The following is a 20,085-nucleotide window of genomic DNA, read 5'->3' on the forward strand; positions in this document are numbered from 1 at the left end:
AACCAAAGTTTACTCGTCTGCTCAGGTAATTAAAACCCCTAAGCGACTTCTAAACTCAAATATATACGCAGGTTCAATATGTTACCAATTTTTGCTCTGAATAACTGCCTTCTGTAACAAATACACTACAGCGTGCGTTAATAATTCATACACATTAAGCAAAATTTATTGGCTAAAATAATAGAAAGACCAGTAAGTGCCTACTTACTGGTCTGAAAACTGGCATCGTCAATTTTCTGCAAAGATTTCCATACCTTTGTATCGTATTTGGTTATAAAAAATATCTCTATCCAGATTCTGTACTTAATCGGTATCGCTTAGTATCGAACTATCAAACCGCTCTAGTTTTTCTCACACAGAACGACAATTCGGCCAGAGCTTCGCACGTCTTGGATATCGCAATGTACGTCATCTGGTCTTACAAACTCATAGACAGGCCTTTGCGATGTATATGCGGCAATTTTTTCTTCGCTAGCAATTAAATAGTATTTCTCAAGACCATCAATTTGCTTATTGTCTTCGAGCACTTTTGCTTTGCCAAAACTGTAATACTGGCCAGAAAAGGAGCGCGGATACATATACAGCGCCGGGATTTCATGATCGATTTCCTGGAAAATGACTTTGTCACTACTGTCACTAACCGCCCCACTTCGCAGCAAATGTACCACGACAATAAGGAGCACGGGTACCACTAGCGAAACCATTGCAAACCAGTATCTGTCTTTATTTTTTAAGTGAATCGCAAGCAACACACCAATCGCCGGAGTGCCCGGTAAAACATAAGTTGGCAAAATATTGCTAGAGGCCGTGAAAAGTAGTAACGGTGACAACAACCAGAAAATCAGGAAACTCGATAAACCTGAGTTGTTTTTCGCAAGTTCAATCGCGCTACGATGACGAATTAGCAACACAAGAGGCAGCACGATTGACCAGGGTAGAACGGCTAAAAGCCAGAAAAACCAAATTTGTCCTTTTGGCTGATGATGACCTGAACCATACAGATCGCCTTCCCAACCCGGTTCAACAAAGCGTTTATAGTGTTCACCAACAATAAAGTAATCCAGAAAACCCGGTGTTGCACGCTCTGCCAAAAGATACCAAGGTACGGCAATTGCCAACATCAGCAATGTTCCTTTCACTAACGGAAAGCGTTTCCAAAGCTCAACAAATGCGCCTATTAGACCGTGCTGTAGCACCATCCATGGGAACACTGCCAAACCAAACAACACTACAGCCACAGGGCCTTTTGCGAGTAGACCGATAGCTAACCCAATAAATCCGACATAACCCCAATTGGTATCACCACGCCAACATTGATAAAATCCAACCAACGCTAAACTTAAACCAAGAGTAAGAGCCATATCGGTCATGACTGCGCCAGCAGAGATAGAAAATACAACGGTGGTCGCCAGAATGATGCCAGAGACTAACGGATCAACCCCATTTCTCTTAGCAAACCAACCCATTAAGCCAACAACAGCGACTCCTGCTACCCAGTGCGGCATACGTAAAGTAAATTCAGAAAGGCCGAACATATCGACACTGATTGCGCTCATCCATGCAAATAGAGGTGGTTTACCCCAAAAAGGCACCTCATAGTCAAATAGTGGCGTTAACCAATTTCCCGTTTCAACCATCATTCGCGCCATTTCGCCATAGCGAGATTCTGTGGTGTCCATCAGTGGGTATAGGCCTAGTGTTGCCAAACGAACAAGTAGCGCTCCGGCAAGTAAAAACCAGAGAGTTCGTTTACTAAAAATCATCTGTATGCTCCAAGGAAAATGCAAGCCTCAATACACGGCGAAATGTTGGAAAATATCGCTATCGCAAAGACTAAATCAAAACAGTTTATCGTGGGTCAAAATCCGCCGCGGCAGTCTCACATATTACGGCACACAGGGTCAACCTTTTGTTATTATTGGTTTGGTTGAAAAGATTTCTCGGCCCTATTTTGTCGCGGTAGCATTGAGATAGAAACTCTGACACGTTAATATGAGAGCTTAGTTCAAAACCTTGAGTAACTATAGTGAAGCTCGATAATAGCCCCGTCACCCAACACGATTTCGACGGTTTTTCTTTCGATCTCAAACGTGACGATCAGTTACACAGTCACTTCAACGGCAATAAGGCCCGTAAGTTTTTGCATATACTGCAAAATAATTACCCAGGAGTAACTCGTCTTATTGGCTGGGGCTCGGCACAAGCCAACACTCTGACGTCATTGGCAGCGTTAGCCAACATCAAGGGTTGGCGGCTGACCTACTACGTGGACCATATGCCAACATGGTTGAATGACAACCCTAAGGGCAATTATCGGACCGCGCTTGAACTAGGGGCTGAAATTATAGCCTTGTCAGAAACACAAGGCTCGAACGGACTTCACCCATCTCAATATATAAAAGAGCATCACTCAACGGATCCTCAATGCTTGTGCATTCCTGAAGGCGGACGCTTTCAAGAGGCAAAAACCGGGATTGATACGTTAGCAAAAGAGTTACTATCCTGGACTCGTTTCGAACCACATAAAACGTTTGTCGTTGCTTTGCCTTCAGGTACAGGAACAACAGCACTCTATTTGCACAGAGCCTTATCTCCCCATGGAATTGAAGTCATTACTTGCCCTTGCGTGGGTGGTAAAGACTACCTTATAAAACAATTTGAAGAACTAGAGCCCAACAGCAGCTACCCGACTGTGCTGGAAATGCCATCAAAGCATCACTTTGCCAAACTCTATCAAGAAGATTATGAAATCTGGAATGATCTTAACCAACAAACTCATGTCGAATTCGACTTACTTTATGATCCGTTAATGTGGCGCTGCTTGAGAGGCTGGCTTAAGGAAAACCCGGACAAATCATTATTATATGTTCATCAAGGTGGTTTACTGGGTAACGAGACCATGCTGGCTCGATATCAAAGAAAATTTCCAAACTCTGGCATATCAAAGCAACGATACCGACATACGAAAGGCTCAACCGCATTTGATTGGTAGCATGAGATAAGAACGGACACAAAAAGGGAGATCACGACCTCCCTATCATTACCCGTTACTTATGAGAAGAATACTGTGTGAGGTATTGGGCCGCATAGGCTCTCGCCTGTTCAATTTCTTCATTGGATAGTTTTTCAGTCATATCTGAACGCAATTGTTCTGCTGAGCTATAACCATTGCTTGCCGCGACAGAAGCCCAAGCAAACGCTTGAATCAAATCTTGCTCAACACCTTCACCTAGCGAGTACTTGTAGGCTAGGTTGCGCTGTCCGTATGCGTAGCCATTTTCTGCCGCCTTCCGATACCATTTTACCGCTTCAGCATCGTTCTTTTCTACGCCAAGACCTTTGGCATACATAACGCCCAAACTATTTTGTGCGATATCGTAATTGAGTTCAGCGGCCTGGCGATAGAACTCTACCGCTTTTCCTAAATCTTTAGGAACTCCGCGCCCCCACTTGTACATACCTGCCAGATAGTATTGGGCCTCGACGCTGCCGTTTTCGGACGATTTGGCAAACCACTGCGCTGCGGTTTTGGGGTTGTACGAAACACCATGACCATTGTCATACATCATCCCCAATCGATATTGCGCCGTTTCGCTGCCCTGCTCTGCTGCTTTTCGGTACCAAGTCACCGCGACGGCATCATCTTCTTTGACCCCTAGGCCATTTGCATAACGATCACCAAGATCGATCTGAGCAAAAAGGTCTCCTTGATTTGCGGCATGTTGAACCGACTTCATTGGCTCGCCAGACCAATCTTGCACAAATGCAAAGCTTCCTGCACTAAAACACAAACTACTTAAAGTGAGAACTAACAGTGTTTTTCGCATTTCCTATTTTTCCTGTTTAACGATTGCCGATTGACGTTGTGTTGAATATTGCCATAAGAATATTAAAGATAACCTGTTTTAGTACAGATTTAGCGATAATCTGACATAGAATCGTGATCTATTCGAAGAATATCGTCCTGTTTACATTTCCAGTTATCAAATATTGTAAATGAAAATGTCTTTCTTTTACCTTTTGGAAACAATGTAATCGATTCCAAGGAAAGACTCGTCTTCAATAATGAAATTCAGTACACTCTATAACAAGACTGCATCAACCCGCAAACTGAGGATAGTATGGTATCAAAATGGGCAAAACGATTCATTCAAATGGCTGAACTTGTAGGCTCTTGGAGTAAAGACCCGTCAACTCAGGTTGGCGCCGTGATCACTAAAAGTAACCGCATCGTTTCTGTTGGATTTAATGGCTACCCTCACGGCATCTCAGACAGCGCTGAAACCGACGAGCGCGATACCAAGTATTTAAAAACACTGCACGCTGAAGAAAACGCAATCTTGTTCGCAAAACGAGATCTCGATGGTTGTGACATCTGGGTTACGCACTTCCCTTGTCCAAACTGTGCAGCAAAGATCATTCAAACCGGAATCTCTGGTGTTCACTGCCCGGCGCAAAGCGAAGACTTTTTATCACGCTGGGGAGACAAGATTCAAGTGAGCCAAGATATGTTCGAACAAGCTGGTGTCGCCGTCCATTGGCTACCGATTAATGAACTTGAAGATATTTAAATCAAACAAGCCAAAAAATGAAAACCCTTTAAATTCATAAGATTAAAGGATTTATTAAAAAAATATGATCTTACTAAACACCGCAGCGTAACAATTCAGGCCTACCTAATATTTTTCCTTCAAGGAGGCCTGAAATGAAATTTAAAACTTTAAGTTGCGTCACTGTCACCGCTCTCGTATTGGGCGGCTGTAACTCTTCTTCCGACGATAATGTAGCCAACGTATTTGGCATAGACGATTCACAAATCCGAGTCACCCACGCCAGCGCCGATGCCCCTCTTGTTTCCATCCTTCTAGATGGCGCTGTAGTAAGTGGACTGGACAAAGTAGATTATCAACAAGGCAGTGGGTTGCTCGGTTTAGGCTCAGGCTCTCATGATCTTATCGTCCGCGGTTTACTCGCGGGTGGTGCGACCACCGATGTCATCACAGCCAATGGCGTTAATTTCGCTCCTGACATGCAATACGACGTCTTTGCGGTCAACTCAGTGGCATCCATCGAGCCTGTTATTTTGTCAAGATCGTCTATGGGCCCAAGCGATAGTGAGGTCCGTTTGGATGTATTACACGCAGCACCAGGCGTTCCCGCTGTTGATATCTACTTAACAACTGCCGATTCAATAGACAATGAATCACCAGCAGTTTCAGGGCTAGAATTTAAAATTGACAGCGCTGATCTTCCCGTCACCGTGCCAGCTGGCGAATACCGAGTGCGAATCACCGTGAGCGGTGATAAAGCCGTCGCTTTCGACAGCGGAAACCTACCTCTTGCCGGAGGCAGTGACTTAATGGTCACGGCGGTACCGAACGTAAGTGGCGGTGTAGTGTCACCTGTAAACCTTCTTGTTGCAGATGGCTCTACCGTATCTGTGCTGCGTAATACTGTAGAGAAAGCCACAGTGAGAGTGGGGCACGCCGTCAACACAGCGCCAAATGTGGACGTGCTTGCTAGCGGTGGTGTAGTCACAGGCCTGAGCAACATCGCCTACGAAACTATTAAAAGTACAGATGTCGCTGCCGGTTCATACGACTTGCAAGTGACCGAGACCGGAACAACAACGCCTGCTTTGATTAGCGCTCCAGGCACACAATTCACTGCCGGTTCAGAAACCATTATTTTTGCTGTAGGCCCAGCCAGCTCAATCGAGGCATTACCGATTGTTGAAGATCTTCGCAGTGTGGCAACGTACGCCAAACTTAAAGTGGTGCATGCGAACTCTGTCGCTGGCTTAGTCGATATACACGCAACACCAGCTGGTCAGGGCTTCTCAGAAAGTACTGTCGTTCTTCCTGGTGTTAACTTTAAAGATTCAGCGGTACTGAATGTTGATGCTGGCACCTACGACTTCGCTGTCGCCCAGGCTGGAACGTTGAACGTACTGCTCAGTGCATCTAATGTGACTTTAGGCGCTGGTAACGTTGCTACCGCTTTCGCTACCGAGACAGCTATCGCTCTCAATGTCGATAAGTAAATGCTTAGTTAAGTGTTGAACCGTTCAATCCGCCGTCAAAATGACGGCGGATTTTCATTCACTATTGAGCAAATTCTCTTTTGATAAATTAGAACACCAATTTGAATCCGCGCTTCTATACTGTAAGCAAAGAGTTCTCACGCACGGATGACACTGAATAATGAAACTTCACCACAGGCTTTGTGGCTTGGCCAGTCTATTTTTCGGACTTTTCTTCTCCAACTTATGCAGTGCTTTAGAGCTTCCTTTGTTTAAAGAAGAGGCTGAAGCAAGAGGATACATACTGCCGGAAGCCTATGGCCTGAGCCTTGGCTACTTGCGTGTTTCTCAAAACATAAATGTCGACTCTATCTCTCTCTCAGGGCTTGGCGCACTAGACAATCTTGGTATTAAAACCGAAGGCGGCTATCAGGAAAGCGAAGTGATCACTTTAAAAGCCGATGTTTGGATTTTGCCATTTTTAAACCTTTACGCTATCGGTGGCAAACTGACTGGATATTCAGAAACTACCATCTCAGAGGTAAAATTATTTCCTAATCTACCAGGGCCGGGAATACCCATTGACGAACCCTTTCGTCTTGATCTAGATGGTTACACATACGGTGTCGGCACAGTGCTAGCAGGAGGTTATCAAAGCGTTTTTGCGCTGGTAGATGCCAGCTACACCAAAACGCAATTGACCGTCATTACGGGTGAGATTGACTCTATTGTTATTTCACCAAGGGTCGGCTATGACTTTTCACGCAACAGCGATATCCCATTAAGGGCGTGGATTGGCGCGCAATATCAAGATATTCAACAAACACTCACAGGTAATGTGAAAGATCTGCCTTTAGGCGACATTGCAGGCTCTATTCCTGACTCGGCAACGTTCACTGTAAAACAAAGCCTCGCTAATAAGTGGAACACACTTATCGGCGCACAATATGAGTTTACTCCTAACTGGGTACTGATTAGCGAATTTGGTTTCGGCGAAAGAAAAAGTGCTTTTGTCACTCTAGATGCCCGGTTCTAAACATGAGCGATGAAAACATCGGTATTTTCACCGCAAGCGACCGTCATGTTGGGCTGGTTTATATTCAATTGATAACGCACGTCAAAGGTTAGCGATCCTATCGGATCGCTTTCTTGGTCATTTCTAACATAATAGGCAATAGCACCAAGCTAAATAGCAAAATACTTGATAAAGCCACGGTTAATACAACACCGATAGAGTGCATTCCCTGATGTTGTGCGACGATCAATGCACCAAAAGTAGCGAGCGTAGTCAAACAACTAATTAATGATGCTTTGGGCGTCGAGGTTTTGAAAAACTCGGTCAAATGACCAACCGCCCTAAAACGTTTAACAATATGAATGCCATTATCAACACCGAGCCCGAATATCAGTGGGATCACGATAATATTTGCCATGTTAAGAGACAAATTCATCCAGTGCATAATGCCCAGTGTTACTAGAGTTGCCAAAATCAAAGGAATAAAGATTAGAACAACGTCCCTTTTCTTTTCAACCGTCCAGATCAAAATCAGCGCAATCGCCATTACTGACATCAATATCGCAGCTTTAAATGCCTCGACCACAATCACGCCCACTTCTTTTTCTGCAATCGCTCTGCCCGTTGCTTTTGGAGCCACTTTGTGAACATCAGATATGAATTGGTTTAGCTCGTCCACTCGGGTCATATCCCCACTTGGTACCACTGCGACCAACCACTGGCCAGTTTCACTGATATAGCGCTCAGATATCAGTGCTGGCAAAGCTTCAATAGTCACCTTTTCAGTATCGGGGCCTGCCGTTAGCTGCTTAGTAAGCGCTGGAAGACCAGAGAACAAATTATGACTCAGCTGCTCTTTATCGATTGAGGTGGGTAGCCTTTCTGCGTATAGGCCAATGTCAGACACCGCTTTGCGACGAAATTCCTCCCATGACAGGCGAGGTAAATTTAACGCGTCATGAACGAGTGGTTCCTCAATAGCGGTAAGCTGTTTCGCTAAATCGCGCTTTCGCTGTGACGGATCCATTGGAAGAAAGTCTGAAGCGATAACAACACGTTCCACTGAATCAGATTGGCTGATACGAGACTTCCATTGTTCTGCCTGTTTTCGGGTTTTAGCGATGGCATAAAGCTGATAGCTTGAACCTAGTCCTTCAGATTGCAACGCCTTTAAACCAGCCATTGAGCTTGATTCCGGATTTTTCAAAACAAGAGTCGAGAAATCGAATTTAAATTGACTCGCACCATAACCCGTTACACCAGCCATCAGACAGGCAATAGCAACGATGGCTTTTCTATGGCGTAGAATTAATGAACCAAAGCACTGGAACTGACTTGTGTTCGGCGTATGACGCACCCTAGGGTAACCCACGACCCCAAAAAACAAAGGGATGACGGTGAACGTTGCGATTAAGCCTAAAATCATTCCCAAAGCCGACACCACGCCTAACTCACCAAGGCCGGTATAGGCCGTTGGGTAAAAGCTCAGAAAACCGATAGCGGACGAGATCGCACACAACGATAGCGGCCTAACAGAGTGTCGTACCGCGTCGACTACACTTGCCCTATTATCACGATCTTGAAGACGAAGTTCCTGAATATGCAAACACAGGTGAATGGCGAAATCGACCGCAAGGCCAATAAACATCACCATAAAGACGATAGAGATAGTATTAAAATGCCCTATCACTAAAAGGCCTGCGGCAAATGTCCAAATTAGCCCAACCACAACCGTCAAATAGCAAGCTGCGATAACGCGAACCGATCGGATACCGATGGCGAGTATTAATACCAAGCCAATCAGTGAGGCACTGCCCGCTATCGCGATACTGCTGTTCGCATCTGCGATTTCATCAAAATCCAATGCGGCTTGCCCTGTTACCAGTACCTTCACTGACGACGGAAGATTAGCCTCTCTAATGATCTGATTGACACTTTCAATAATCGCGCGATTGGGCTCATTGACCGAATCGTTGGGCTTGGCGAGCAATGAAATAACGTAGGCATTTGGTGCATGAATAGGGTTTTCAAGATCCTGCCACCAGTTAACCGTGTGTCCTGAGAAAGCGGACTCTAATGGTTTTAAAGCACTTTTAGTAAGGGTCTTATTTTGCGCAAGTGCACCGAGATAAACCTCGATACTCTGAGCTTTTGCTGCAGTGACAGCCGGTGCTAATTGGTCCCTTACCGCGTTCTCTAGTAATTTAAAGTCTGAATCCGCAATAAAGCCAAGGGGATGTTGCTCAAACCACCCTAAAGTAGAAGGCGCAAATACATCCTTAAACAGAGTAAGCTGTGAGAACTTTTGGTAGAGGATCTTGGTAGCCACTTTGGCGCGCTGCCCATCCGAGCTAGAGACTAAGACGGTCACATTACTTGAATCGGGAAACGCTTTCTCTAATGACTCCATATGCTCGACCCAGGGCCCTTCTTGTTTCACTAATGAAGAAAGGTCCGCATTCATCTTAAAATGAGTCTGTCCATACCATGCGGCAAACGCAGTAATGGTCATCACAAAAAGAAAAATCAGCTTTGGAAAGCGGTGAAGTAAAGAGATAAATCGGTTCACGGTGCAACATCAATAGAAAACAGTAAGCCCGAGAGGATAACGGAGTTTCATAATGTTAGGTCAGTTTTTTGTCAGTAAATCGGTTAAGAAGCGAGTTGTAGGGGCTTCCCTTTTGTCATCCTCGAATTTGTGAGAGCAAATGTCGGGGGTTGAGGCGGGAATGACAGACATTATGAAGGGAATGCGAAAACCCCATCCTTTCGTCATCCCCTATGAGCCGGGATCTAATCGAAACGATTGCTTACCCAAAATGGATTGGGTGAACCCTGTTAGAGGATTCCCGCTCGGAGGCGGGAATGACGGTGGACTGAGATGGTAACGACCGAAAGCCGATTACTCCTGGTCAATCATCCATTTGCGGAACTCTTTACGTTCTGCGCTTGATGCCTTGAGATACCACTTTTTAAGATGCTCAACAGGTGTACCATTTGATTGACCTGCAGCGCCTTTCTTATTCTCTGTCTTTTTGACTTTTGCTTTGTTGCCGCTACTTGCAACAACGGCAGTGGTCGCTACTGCCGCCGTTGAAGCTGCGGCAACCTCTAGGCCACTTGCGCCAAAGCTTAGCCCACGCGTTTTATTGTGCTGCGCAACTAACTCATCCATTCCAGCGTAAGGCAAAAAGCCATCCTTACCTTTGAGTTTTTCTTGTTCATAAGCAAGCGATTTACCATCTTGCGTTATACGCCAGTCTGGGTTGCCTGTACGAAATACCGCTTCCGCTTCGGACTTACTGCGAGCAACGGGGTGGTTGATTTTGACTTCATTGCCCGTGATGTTAAGTGTGATCACATACGGCGCCGATGTATAGACAGATTGGCTACTACCAGAACCCACTTTCTTATCCATTTGAATGACAAGTTGGCTCCTGCCGTTGGCAACTTCTGTAGACTTAATTTTAGAGTCCGCTTCTTGGCCGTTAATATAAAGTAACGAGACACCTTTCATCGGAACAAGCACCGCAGCACTCGCTGAAAAAACCAAACCAGCACTCATTAATGCTGCAACAACATACTGTTTCACTGATATCACTCCTTAAAACACCAATAATCAACTAACTATCTATTTCTAGCATCATGCCATACAAACACGGCACCACGTAAAATTTTTTGAGATTTTTTTACACCACCAGATAAGTATCTAAAAGCAAAAAGGCCACTCATTAGAGTGACCTTTATAGCTATATGTTACTAATCAAAATTTGATTAGAAGTCAGCTTTAAGACCTACAGCAAAACCAGTTTCTGAATTGTCTGCATTGTCGCCGCCAACTTCAGCATAAGCTGTTGTAGAAGGAGCTAGAGCGTAACCCGCGTTTAGGAACCAGTTAACAACTTTTTCGCCTTCGTCAGGGTTAGTTTGGCTTACACCTGTTGCAAATTTCCAAGCATTAAGCGTGTAGTCTGCAGCTGCGCCGTATGCACCAACTGTTGCGTCTGCGTCATTAAGCTCAGCCTTAACACCGTAGTAGCCTAGTTCTAGGTTAAGGTTTTCAACACCAGCGTAACGCGCTTCTACTGCGTAGATAGTTTCTTTTAGACCATCTACTGCTGGATCAATGCCAGCGCCTTTAAGTTCAGCTGAACCTGCAAAACCTGTGAAGTCGAAGTCAGCAACACGGAAACCAAGTTTCGCATCGAAGAAAGTACCATCTTCACCTAAACCATTGTAGCCATTTTTGTCTTGCATGAATGCAACTGTACCGTAGAACGTGCCTTTGTCTAGCTCGTACTTAGCAACTTCATGACCTGCGAACGGAGTACCTTTTTGGAAGAAAGAAGAAATACCAAACTGGTAGTCAGAACCGATACCAGCATCGTCAAGTGCTGTGGCTGTTTTACCGAACTTGATAGAACCCATAGAAGCAGAGTAAAGACCCATGTAAACGTCACCAACTTGTGCGCCTAGGTCATTATTTGTGTCTGAACCTTTGAATTCCCAGAACGCGCCTACTTGTAGGTCATCGCTTACTGCGTAACGAGTGTCAAAACCAAAATCTGCGTCTTGGATTTCCTGTTTGAATTCAGAATCTTTCTCAGTACCTTTAACATAAGCGATTTCAACATCGCCAGTCATGTTAACAGTTACTTTGTCTTGGTTGTAAAGTTCGATAGCTTGTGCTGAACCTGCTGCTGCTAGTACAGCTAGCGCTACTAGAGTTTTTTTCATGATAATCCACTGCCTTTTCTTTTAGATGGGAATTCCTTTTCGGTTCCCTTATTTAGTTTTTATGACTTCGAACTCACTGTTTAGTCGGTATAACTTGTTGGCTAAACATTTAAACTCGATGCCTTTAAATCTCGAAATCAAGAATGCAAAAGTTCCCCCGAACTGTCAAATAAAATAAAACATCTAAATAAATATATCTAAAACAATAAAAATCAACAGCTTATGGGTAATTCCAGTGTGTAAGGGCTACTTTTTGGTCAATATAAAAACCGGACCAATGTCTAAAAATGGAAACGAATACATATATAAAAAACCAATACAACCACCACAAACGGCAATCTATCGGAATAAAACACTACAAGAGCACCCAAAGTGGAGCTTTATATTTTTTACAGTTCGAAATATATACTCCCTTTTGAAAGTTCACTTATTTTTTGTGATTTAGATCCGAAATTGGCATTTAGAGGCGGCGATTAATTCCCTAGAGGCCCAGAGGGGAGCTGTGATACTATCGGTATTCCGATACTTAGGTCACATTATGCTTACCAACAAAATCCAACAGTCCATTCGCCAAAGCTATCAAAATCTGCAAGAACAACTGGAAAACTTTGTTCCTCGTCGCGCGCAGAATTACCTTGTTTCAGAAATAGCCAAAACACTCTGTGGTCAATATCACAAATCGACTCGTTTGCTCGTTGCTGAAGCGGGTACCGGAATAGGAAAGTCGTTGGCCTATTTAATGGCTGTGGTACCGGTTGCAGTACAAAATAATCGCAAGGTCGTGATCTCTACTGCGACTGTCGCCCTGCAAGAGCAGCTACTGAACAAAGATCTCCCACTATTTAGGCGTATTACTGACCAAAACTTTTCTTTCGCTATCGCTAAAGGGCGGCAAAGATATTGCTGCGCTGAGAAACTGGCCGTTGCCATTGGCGTGGATGGTGGGCAAATGGCTATCTTCGAAAGTAAGCCAAAAAAGAAAGACATCGATTTATTGCAAGAACTGTACAAAACACTCGCAGCAGGAAAGTGGAATGGTGATAGAGATGCTTGGCCAGACCCGATAGAGGACACAATCTGGCAAACGATTGTAAGCGACAAACATAGCTGCAACAACAGCCTACCCTCTCATCGACAATGCCCATTTGCTAAAGCGCGCTCTGAACTCGACAAAAATGATGTGATTATTGCTAATCACAGTTTGGTGATGGCAGACGCCGACCTTGGGGGTGGTATTATTTTGCCGGAACCGGAAAAAACCATTTATGTTTTCGATGAAGCGCACCATTTACCTCATGTGGCCAGAGATCACTCGTCGGCATCAGCGACATTAAAAGGCGCGGCCGCATGGCTTGAGCGTCTCAATCAATCTGCTTCTAAGTTTTCTGCATTGGCTGACGAGAAGCGCGTCTCACGATTTCGAAACGAGCTACAAGACTCAATACAGCAATTAATTCCTATTTTTAGTGAAGTTAATACTGCTGTAGGCTCACTGGCATTTGAAGAGGACACCTACCGCTTTGAGCAGGGTGAATTACCCGATTGGCTTGAAGAGCAATCTAAGACATTAAAAACGTTGACGAGCAAAGGTAGCCAGGCGGTTGCGAAGATTGCTGATTTGATCGCAGAGCGACTTAAGGACGGCGACATAGCCGCGCGACTCGCAGAACCTGCTTTGGCTGAGCTGAGCTTTTATATTCAGCGCTTTGACAACCTAGCTCAGGTTTGGCGTTTGATGGCCGAACCTAAAAGGGAGAAAGGCGCTCCTCTGGCACGTTGGGTAGCAAAAAGTAACGACAGAGATAGCGACCACCTTATTAGCGTGTCGCCATTAGAAGTCGGATGGCAACTCGATCAACAGATTTGGTCTCGTTGCATCGGCGCAGTTTTGGTATCCGCGACAATGCGTGCGTTGAACTCGTTCTCTTTCTTTTGCAATCAAGCCGGAATAAGTCAAAAGGAAGAAGATGGCGTTCGCTTTTTGGCATTAGCATCACCGTTCGATTACGCACAAAACGGTGAGTTAGTGATCCCAAAAATGAAAAATGAGCCACAATCTGCAAGCTTTACCGATGAAATTGCCAGCACTTTATTTGATATTATTGAACCCGATAAAAGTAACCTCGTGTTGTTTGCTTCTTACTGGCAGATGAACCAAGTTGCGGAATCAGTCAAAGGAAAGTTTGCCTTAAAAGGATGGACATTGCAGATCCAGGGGAAAAAATCGCGCTCAGAAATCCTCAAAAAACATAAATCACTAACTAAAAAAGCGAAGACCAGTGTTCTTTTTGGTACTGGTAGCTTCTCAGAAGGGCTCGATTTACCGGGAGAGCTACTTGAAAACCTTGTGATAACGAAAATACCGTTTTCTGTACCAACGTCACCCGTTGAGCAAGCGCACGCCGAGTACATAGAAAGTCGGGGCGGCAATGCGTTTATGCAGATTACAGTTCCTGAAGCGAGCAAAAAACTGATACAATCGGCTGGTCGACTGCTAAGAAAAGAGCAAGATACCGGAAAGTTATACATTTTGGATCGTCGAATTGTCACTAAGCGGTATGGTCAGTCACTACTTGATTCCCTACCCCCTTTTAAAAGAACGATAAAATAGTAGGTTCACTGCTTGTTTGAATATATTGAACCAACCATGTTGGTAGTCTTAGCATTAGTCGCTTTTGTCGCGGGCTTTATCGATGCCGTCGCCGGAGGTGGAGGAATGCTAACAGTGCCAGCCCTTCTTTCTTTGGGCTTACCTCCTCACATCGCACTTGGTACCAATAAACTGGCGGCAACTTTTGCTTCTTCGACAGCGGCTTTTACCTATTATAAAAAGCGACTTTTTAGCCCTGAATGTTGGAAACGTGCCTTCATTGCTACTTTAGTTGGTGCGACCACTGGTACACTCGTTGTTGATTTGATTTCTACGCAGTGGCTAGAAAAAGTATTGCCTCTGGTTATACTTGCGGCTGCGATTTATACCATTTGGCCAAAATCCTCTCACGCAGAGCAGAACTCGTTGCCGACATCTTGCCCTAAGTTTAAAAGAAAGCAGATCTTGCAGGGGCTTACGCTAGGCTTCTACGATGGGGTTGCAGGCCCGGGCACTGGGGCTTTCTGGACAGTAAGTTCGATGGCGTTATACCGACTCAATATTCTGCTAGCATCTGGGCTTGCTAAAGCCATGAATTTTACCAGTAACTTTACCTCTTTGATCACCTTTGCCATATTAGGACATATTAACTGGGTTCTGGGCTTAACCATGGGTGTGTGTCTAATGGCGGGAGCTTATATTGGCGCTCATTCTGCCATTCGCTTTGGCAGTAAGTTTATTCGCCCTATATTTGTGAGTGTTGTGAGTGTACTCGCGATCAAACTTGCTTACGACGCATGGCTAGTGTAATCACGCAATATTGCGCGTGAACAACAAGGATAGACGATGAATTTTACGGATGTCGAACAGCGATTAGAACAATTAGCGTTGCGCGCCGCTGAAGTGGATCGCACAAGGGGTGAGCATCATCAGATCCTGTTCGACGAGCACCTATTCAGTCGAAAAAGCCGCTTAGTCGTCCCCTATGTTAACGAAGCTAAAAGTACACTCGAGACTCTCCTTAAAGAACGCAAAGCCGATAGATTGACCGATCTTAGAGCTGCGTATCTTGCAGAAAGGCTAGTCTCTCAAATTGAAGCACTGCAACGCGAGCTCTCTACCATTTCTATCCGAAAAAATGAACTAAAGCACAAACATCACTTTAGGCGCCCCATTAATGAGATCTATCAAGATTTAGCTCAACATAAAGAGTGGGAGCGACGCTTGATGGAAATGGTTTTAGAAAAAACTCACATTCTTGAGAAGAGCTCCTCGTTCGATCAACAGGAAGCTCAACAGCATCTACTCGCGACAGAGCAAAGACTTAAACGTTGCCAAGAGGCGATTATAAAACTAGAAAACCAAATTACTTATCGAGAGAAGAACCAATAACATGTCAGACAACAATCAAAACCAAGCATCAGGTCTCGAAAACGCGCCACAAGACGTTCAACTTGCTGTGGATCTTATCTTCTTGTTGGAGTCGAATGAGGTCGATCCAAATGTTGCACTGAGTGCCTTAGAGATGGTCAAGCAAGACTTACAAAGAAAACTGCAAGCAAACTCTGATTAATCTGCTTATTTATCGTTATCTATATAGATGTGAACTGAAAGAACAAGCTCGCCGTTAAGTCACAGCGAGCTAGATTAAATTACACTTTAAACTGTTTAATCAACGTTTGTTGTGTCTGTGACAGGTTGTAAATATCATTACCCACCTTTTCTGAATCCCCAGCTTTTTCGAGTATTGCTGCACTTAGGTCGCGAATATTCGATACATTAAGATTCACTTCACTCGATACTGCCTGTTGCTCTTCAGCCGCTTTAACAATCTGAGTGTTCATATCGTTAATCGCGGAGATTGATTCAAAAATCCGGCTTAACGAGGTCACAGCCTGCTGAACATGACTTGCAGTGTTGTCCGCCAACTCACTGCCTTCTTGGATCGCATCGACAACATTTTTTGTGCCATGCTGGACTTGCTCAATGACACAGCGGATCTCGCCGACTGAATCTTGGGTTCTGCTCGCTAAACTGCGCACTTCGTCAGCAACAACCGCAAAGCCACGCCCTTGCTCTCCGGCCCTAGCCGCTTCGATTGCCGCATTAAGAGCCAGTAAATTGGTTTGTTCTGAGACGCCTTCTATCACCGATAAAATTTCGGTAATGTTAGCATTGTTGCGAGCAAGCTCTTCAACGACCGGAACGGTTTTCTTCATTTGCTCAACCAGTCGAACCATTTCGGCGGCCGAAAGTTCCGCCACTTCCTGACCTTGACTCGCGGAGTCGTTAGCGTTCGCAGCCGCTTGAACAGCAACTTGCGCATTCTGAACCACTAACGAAGCCGTTTGTGTCATTTCTTCTGACGCCGTCGCAACCAGATCCACTTCTCTAAATTGTGCTTCACTGCTTGAACGAGTTTGAGCAGCCGTCAACTTTGATTTTTCTGTTGTACTGGCAACTTGTTCGGTCGTGTCGATGACCTGTTGGATAATGCCCTGAAGCTTATCAAGGAAGGCATTAAATTGAGTCGCGAGTTGGCCAATTTCATCTTTTGATTTCACATCTAATCGCTGGGTCAGGTCGCCTTCTCCAGACGCGATGTCCTCTAGACGGCTAACAACTGCTCTGATAGGTTTTACAATGCTGTATGACAACATCGTGATTGCACCCAACCCGAGCATCAATAGAACTGTACCAACCACAATTTCGGTAATAACGCCCTTTTCGAGTTTGGCCGAAATGACTTGCTCTAAAGTAATCGCATCGCCGAGAACGCTACTACGAGGCATATCAAACAACACAGCCCAAGTTTGATTGGCGATTTTTATTGGTGAGAACACGGTTAACCATTCACCATCGGCGCTCCACAAAGCCGCCGCTTCTTCGCCAAACAACAAATCCGTCACCTGATCTTTACTTAAGATCTTGCTTTTAAAAGGCGTACCTGCGGCCACATTGGGATCATCAGTCGCGATGACGGTTTCATCTAGGCTTATGATGTTAACAGAGCCACTGCCCTGGAATAGACGTCCATCCGAATCCAAAGCGGTTTCGGTCAATTGAGTCAGCTGCAAATCGATACCTAATAAGCCGACAACAACAGAATCAATAATGATGGGGACCGACAAAGATGAGGTCAACTGTTGCTCTCCAGCAACATCATGAATGCGCGGAGTACTCACACACGCCGATTCGGTCGCGATTGGACAATAAAAACGCTCGCCCTCTTGAAGATCATTAAGGGCGGTTTCGCTGAGTACTTCACGGTAGGCGTTTTCGCCCGTATCAGCAATTCTCCAATAAGTTGCAAACTGGCCTCGCTCATTCGACCCGACATAGTTAGCATTTTTGTAGTTGGTGTCTTCACCATCCAATGCATTTGGCTGGAAGACCAAATAAGCACCTTGTATTGTTTCAAATCCAATAACGGCCTGTCTTATCATTTCATCTAGCGCTGTACGTAAATCTTCGCTAGCCATAAAATTTTCTTCTGCGTTCAATTTCTGGAACTTGGTATTAGCCACCAACATTTCCGCACGATAACTGGCTTCGTTAAAGTAGTCGCTCACTTCTCTAGCATTGATCTCCGCTCTGGCTTCTAACAACGCTTGTGACTTATCCGTTACCGATTCATTACTCAGCGCCTTGATGGTTTGCTGACTGTTGATAGCATTGTAGAGAGAAAAACCAATTAAACACAAAGAGGTGAAAAGGAGGCAGCACCCCGCTAGTAGCGTGATCTTCCATTGAACAGACAAAGTTCGCATATTACATCCTTATTTTGCAAACGATTACCCGAGTACCCGCACCAATGTTATACCGGTGCAAGTATTTGAGTGAGTTATAGCTGATTACTTAGTACTTAGATAAACGACAATGGTTTACTCTTGGTCAAGTTAACGGCAGAAGTCTCCATTTATTGAGCTTTTATTACAACATAATTCCCATGTCAGTTAATAGGCTAGCTTTCCATACTGTATCTATTCGCCGTGGACTGTTAACATCAAACCACAATAAAAAAGGAAAACGATATTCAATGAAAGTTATCAGTTTCAACATCAACGGGTTACGAGCTCGACTACACCAATTACAAGCTATCATCGACAAGCATCAGCCCGATGTGATTGGCCTACAAGAAATAAAGGTCCATGACGAAGCATTCCCAATCGAAGCGGTAGAAGCGATGGGATATCACGTCTACTTCCATGGTCAAAAGGCTCACTATGGCGTGGCCATGCTGTGTAAGCAAGAACCGGTATCGGTACAGAAAGGCTTTCCAAGCGACAATGAAGAACATCAAAAGCGCATGATTATGGCGACATTTGAAGATGAATCGGGAAACAAAACAACAGTACTCAATGGTTATTTTCCACAAGGGGATAATATTAGCCATGAGACTAAGTTTCCTTATAAAGAAGCCTTCTATAAAGATTTAATGGTGTATTTGAATGGTCACCACAGCAGCGATGAGAACCTCATCGTCATGGGTGATATTAATATCAGCCCTATCGATTTAGATATTGGTATTGGTGAACCAAACCGAAAACGTTGGTTAAAAACAGGCAAATGTTCATTCCAACCTGTTGAACGTGAGTGGCTACAAACCTTACTTGATTGGGGCTTTGTTGATACCTTCCGCCAACTGCACCCTAAAGTAAACGACCAGTTCTCTTGGTTTGATTATCGTTCACGTGGTTTTGATGATAATCGCGGACTGCGTATCGATGTGGTATTGGCAACGAAGAGCCTTGCCCAGAAGTGCAGCGAAGCGGGTATTGATTATGAGCTACGTGGCATTGAAAAGCCGTCTGATCATGCTCCGATTTGGTCAACGTTTGGGTAAGTTGGCGCTAACTAAAAGTTCACACATCGTCGTTCCCGCTATAATTCCTGTCATACCCTTTATAATGTCTGTCATTCCCGCCTCCGAGCGGGAATCTACTCACCGAAAATTCGGGGATGACAATCCTTATTGCAGCTTAAACAAAAATCCCGACTCGAAAGCCGGGATCATAGCGTGATAGTAAAAGGACCTCTTAAGATTCAAGCGGTCTCATGTAGGCTAGGAAGCGTTTTTCTGCCTTCTTAAAGACCCAAAGAATAATGAAAGTCAGTCCCATATAGAACAAGCCAGCGGTCAGGAATGACTCAAAGGGCGCGTAGTATCGAGAGTTAACTAAACGTGCAGCACCCGTTAAGTCCATAATCGTCACAATACCCGCCACTGCGGAGCCATGAAGCATGAAAATGACTTCGTTACTGTAAGCAGGAAGTGCTCGTCTCAGTGCACTTGGCAAAATGATGCGACGATAGGTTTTCCAAGGGCTCATGCCATAGGCTTTGGCTGCTTCTACCTCACCCTTAGGCAGGCCATTAATAGCACCACGTATAATTTCTGCTGTATACGCTGATGTATTTAAAACAAACGCCACTAGTGCGCAAAACCAGGCGTTTTCCCAAAGCGTGTCTTTTACTGGAAAAAATTGGTCCATACCGTAGTAGATCAAATACAATTGGACGAGTAATGGCGTGCCACGGAAAAAGTAGATATACGCCCACGATGGCAGGCTAATTAAATAGTTTTCACTGTTTCTTGCAATGGCAAGCGGAATCGCAACACATAAACCAATTACAAGCGCTAGCGACACTAACCAAGTCGTCGTCCACAGTCCTCCTAGATAGATAGGAAAACTCTCGATAATCAAAGAAAAGTCCATA

General features: G+C 44.7%; 16 protein-coding genes. 9 read left to right on the forward strand and 7 right to left on the reverse strand.

The genetic code is table 11. The features are described 5' to 3' along the window. Nucleotides 1–341: 341 nt before the first annotated feature. A complete protein-coding gene (locus LNL84_RS00750; RefSeq protein WP_244354288.1) occupies nucleotides 342–1,763 on the reverse strand; it encodes an ArnT family glycosyltransferase in 1,422 nt (473 codons plus the stop codon). 263 nt (nucleotides 1,764–2,026) lie between these two features. Here LNL84_RS00750 and LNL84_RS00755 point away from each other — a divergent pair, with 263 nt between their 5' ends. After that, nucleotides 2,027–2,992 carry a 1-aminocyclopropane-1-carboxylate deaminase/D-cysteine desulfhydrase gene (locus tag LNL84_RS00755; protein ID WP_244354290.1) on the forward strand — a complete coding sequence of 322 codons (966 nt, stop codon included), beginning with the start codon at nucleotides 2,027–2,029 and terminating at the stop codon, nucleotides 2,990–2,992. Nucleotides 2,993–3,047: 55 nt separating this feature from the next. Here the strand turns inward: LNL84_RS00755 and LNL84_RS00760 are convergent, their stop codons facing one another. Further along, nucleotides 3,048–3,827: a tetratricopeptide repeat protein gene (locus LNL84_RS00760; protein ID WP_244354293.1), complete on the reverse strand. Its 780-nt coding sequence runs from the start codon at nucleotides 3,825–3,827 to the stop codon at nucleotides 3,048–3,050. Nucleotides 3,828–4,121: 294 nt separating this feature from the next. Here LNL84_RS00760 and LNL84_RS00765 point away from each other — a divergent pair, with 294 nt between their 5' ends. The 3 genes from LNL84_RS00765 to LNL84_RS00775 all read left to right on the forward strand — a co-directional run bounded on the left by LNL84_RS00765 (nucleotide 4,122) and on the right by LNL84_RS00775 (nucleotide 7,058). Further along, nucleotides 4,122–4,571 carry a dCMP deaminase family protein gene (locus tag LNL84_RS00765; protein WP_244354295.1) on the forward strand — a complete coding sequence of 150 codons (450 nt, stop codon included), beginning with the start codon at nucleotides 4,122–4,124 and terminating at the stop codon, nucleotides 4,569–4,571. Nucleotides 4,572–4,705: 134 nt separating this feature from the next. Next, complete coding sequence (locus LNL84_RS00770; protein WP_244354297.1) at nucleotides 4,706–6,043, forward strand: DUF4397 domain-containing protein; 1,338 nt, start codon at nucleotides 4,706–4,708, stop codon at nucleotides 6,041–6,043. Nucleotides 6,044–6,203: 160 nt separating this feature from the next. Further along, entirely contained in the window at nucleotides 6,204–7,058 is an 855-nt protein-coding gene (locus tag LNL84_RS00775; RefSeq protein ID WP_244354299.1) for a TonB-dependent receptor, read from the forward strand. A 97-nt stretch (nucleotides 7,059–7,155) separates the two neighbouring features. On the opposite strand, the gene LNL84_RS00780 is transcribed toward LNL84_RS00775, so the two are convergent. From LNL84_RS00780 to LNL84_RS00790, 3 genes are all read right to left on the reverse strand, one after another. Further along, entirely contained in the window at nucleotides 7,156–9,606 is a 2,451-nt protein-coding gene (locus tag LNL84_RS00780) for an efflux RND transporter permease subunit (protein ID WP_244354301.1), read from the reverse strand. Between the two features lie 333 nt (nucleotides 9,607–9,939). Beyond that, complete coding sequence (locus LNL84_RS00785; protein ID WP_244354303.1) at nucleotides 9,940–10,629, reverse strand: YccT family protein; 690 nt, start codon at nucleotides 10,627–10,629, stop codon at nucleotides 9,940–9,942. Between the two features lie 182 nt (nucleotides 10,630–10,811). Beyond that, the gene (locus LNL84_RS00790) at nucleotides 10,812–11,774 is read right to left on the reverse strand and encodes a porin (RefSeq protein ID WP_244354305.1); all 963 of its coding nucleotides are present in this window, start codon (nucleotides 11,772–11,774) and stop codon (nucleotides 10,812–10,814) included. Between the two features lie 538 nt (nucleotides 11,775–12,312). On the opposite strand from LNL84_RS00790, the gene dinG reads away from it, so the two are divergent. The 4 genes from dinG to rsmS are packed head-to-tail and all read left to right on the forward strand — an operon-like array spanning nucleotide 12,313 to nucleotide 15,937. Continuing rightward, nucleotides 12,313–14,385 (forward strand): ATP-dependent DNA helicase DinG, encoded by a 2,073-nt coding sequence (gene dinG, locus LNL84_RS00795; RefSeq protein WP_244354307.1) that lies wholly within the window; start codon nucleotides 12,313–12,315, stop codon nucleotides 14,383–14,385. Nucleotides 14,386–14,421: 36 nt separating this feature from the next. Beyond that, nucleotides 14,422–15,174, forward strand: a complete 753-nt coding sequence (locus LNL84_RS00800; RefSeq protein ID WP_244354309.1) for a TSUP family transporter — start codon at nucleotides 14,422–14,424, stop codon at nucleotides 15,172–15,174. A gap of 36 nt (nucleotides 15,175–15,210) precedes the next feature. Then, the gene (locus tag LNL84_RS00805; protein WP_244354311.1) at nucleotides 15,211–15,756 is read left to right on the forward strand and encodes a primosomal replication protein; all 546 of its coding nucleotides are present in this window, start codon (nucleotides 15,211–15,213) and stop codon (nucleotides 15,754–15,756) included. A gap of 1 nt (nucleotide 15,757) precedes the next feature. Beyond that, the gene (gene rsmS / locus LNL84_RS00810; RefSeq protein ID WP_244354313.1) at nucleotides 15,758–15,937 is read left to right on the forward strand and encodes a pleiotropic regulatory protein RsmS; all 180 of its coding nucleotides are present in this window, start codon (nucleotides 15,758–15,760) and stop codon (nucleotides 15,935–15,937) included. Nucleotides 15,938–16,016: 79 nt separating this feature from the next. Here the strand turns inward: rsmS and LNL84_RS00815 are convergent, their stop codons facing one another. Next, on the reverse strand, nucleotides 16,017–18,134 hold the full coding sequence (locus tag LNL84_RS00815) for a methyl-accepting chemotaxis protein (RefSeq protein WP_244354315.1): 2,118 nt from the start codon (nucleotides 18,132–18,134) through the stop codon (nucleotides 16,017–16,019). A gap of 269 nt (nucleotides 18,135–18,403) precedes the next feature. Here LNL84_RS00815 and xthA point away from each other — a divergent pair, with 269 nt between their 5' ends. Further along, the gene (xthA, locus tag LNL84_RS00820; protein ID WP_244354317.1) at nucleotides 18,404–19,210 is read left to right on the forward strand and encodes an exodeoxyribonuclease III; all 807 of its coding nucleotides are present in this window, start codon (nucleotides 18,404–18,406) and stop codon (nucleotides 19,208–19,210) included. A gap of 193 nt (nucleotides 19,211–19,403) precedes the next feature. On the opposite strand, the gene LNL84_RS00825 is transcribed toward xthA, so the two are convergent. Next, on the reverse strand, nucleotides 19,404–20,084 hold the full coding sequence (locus LNL84_RS00825; protein WP_244354319.1) for an ABC transporter permease: 681 nt from the start codon (nucleotides 20,082–20,084) through the stop codon (nucleotides 19,404–19,406). Between the last annotated feature and the right edge of the window lies 1 nt (nucleotide 20,085).

The sequence above is a fragment of the Vibrio gelatinilyticus genome (genome assembly GCF_022836845.1).
GTDB classification, from domain to species: Bacteria; Pseudomonadota; Gammaproteobacteria; order Enterobacterales; family Vibrionaceae; genus Vibrio; species Vibrio gelatinilyticus.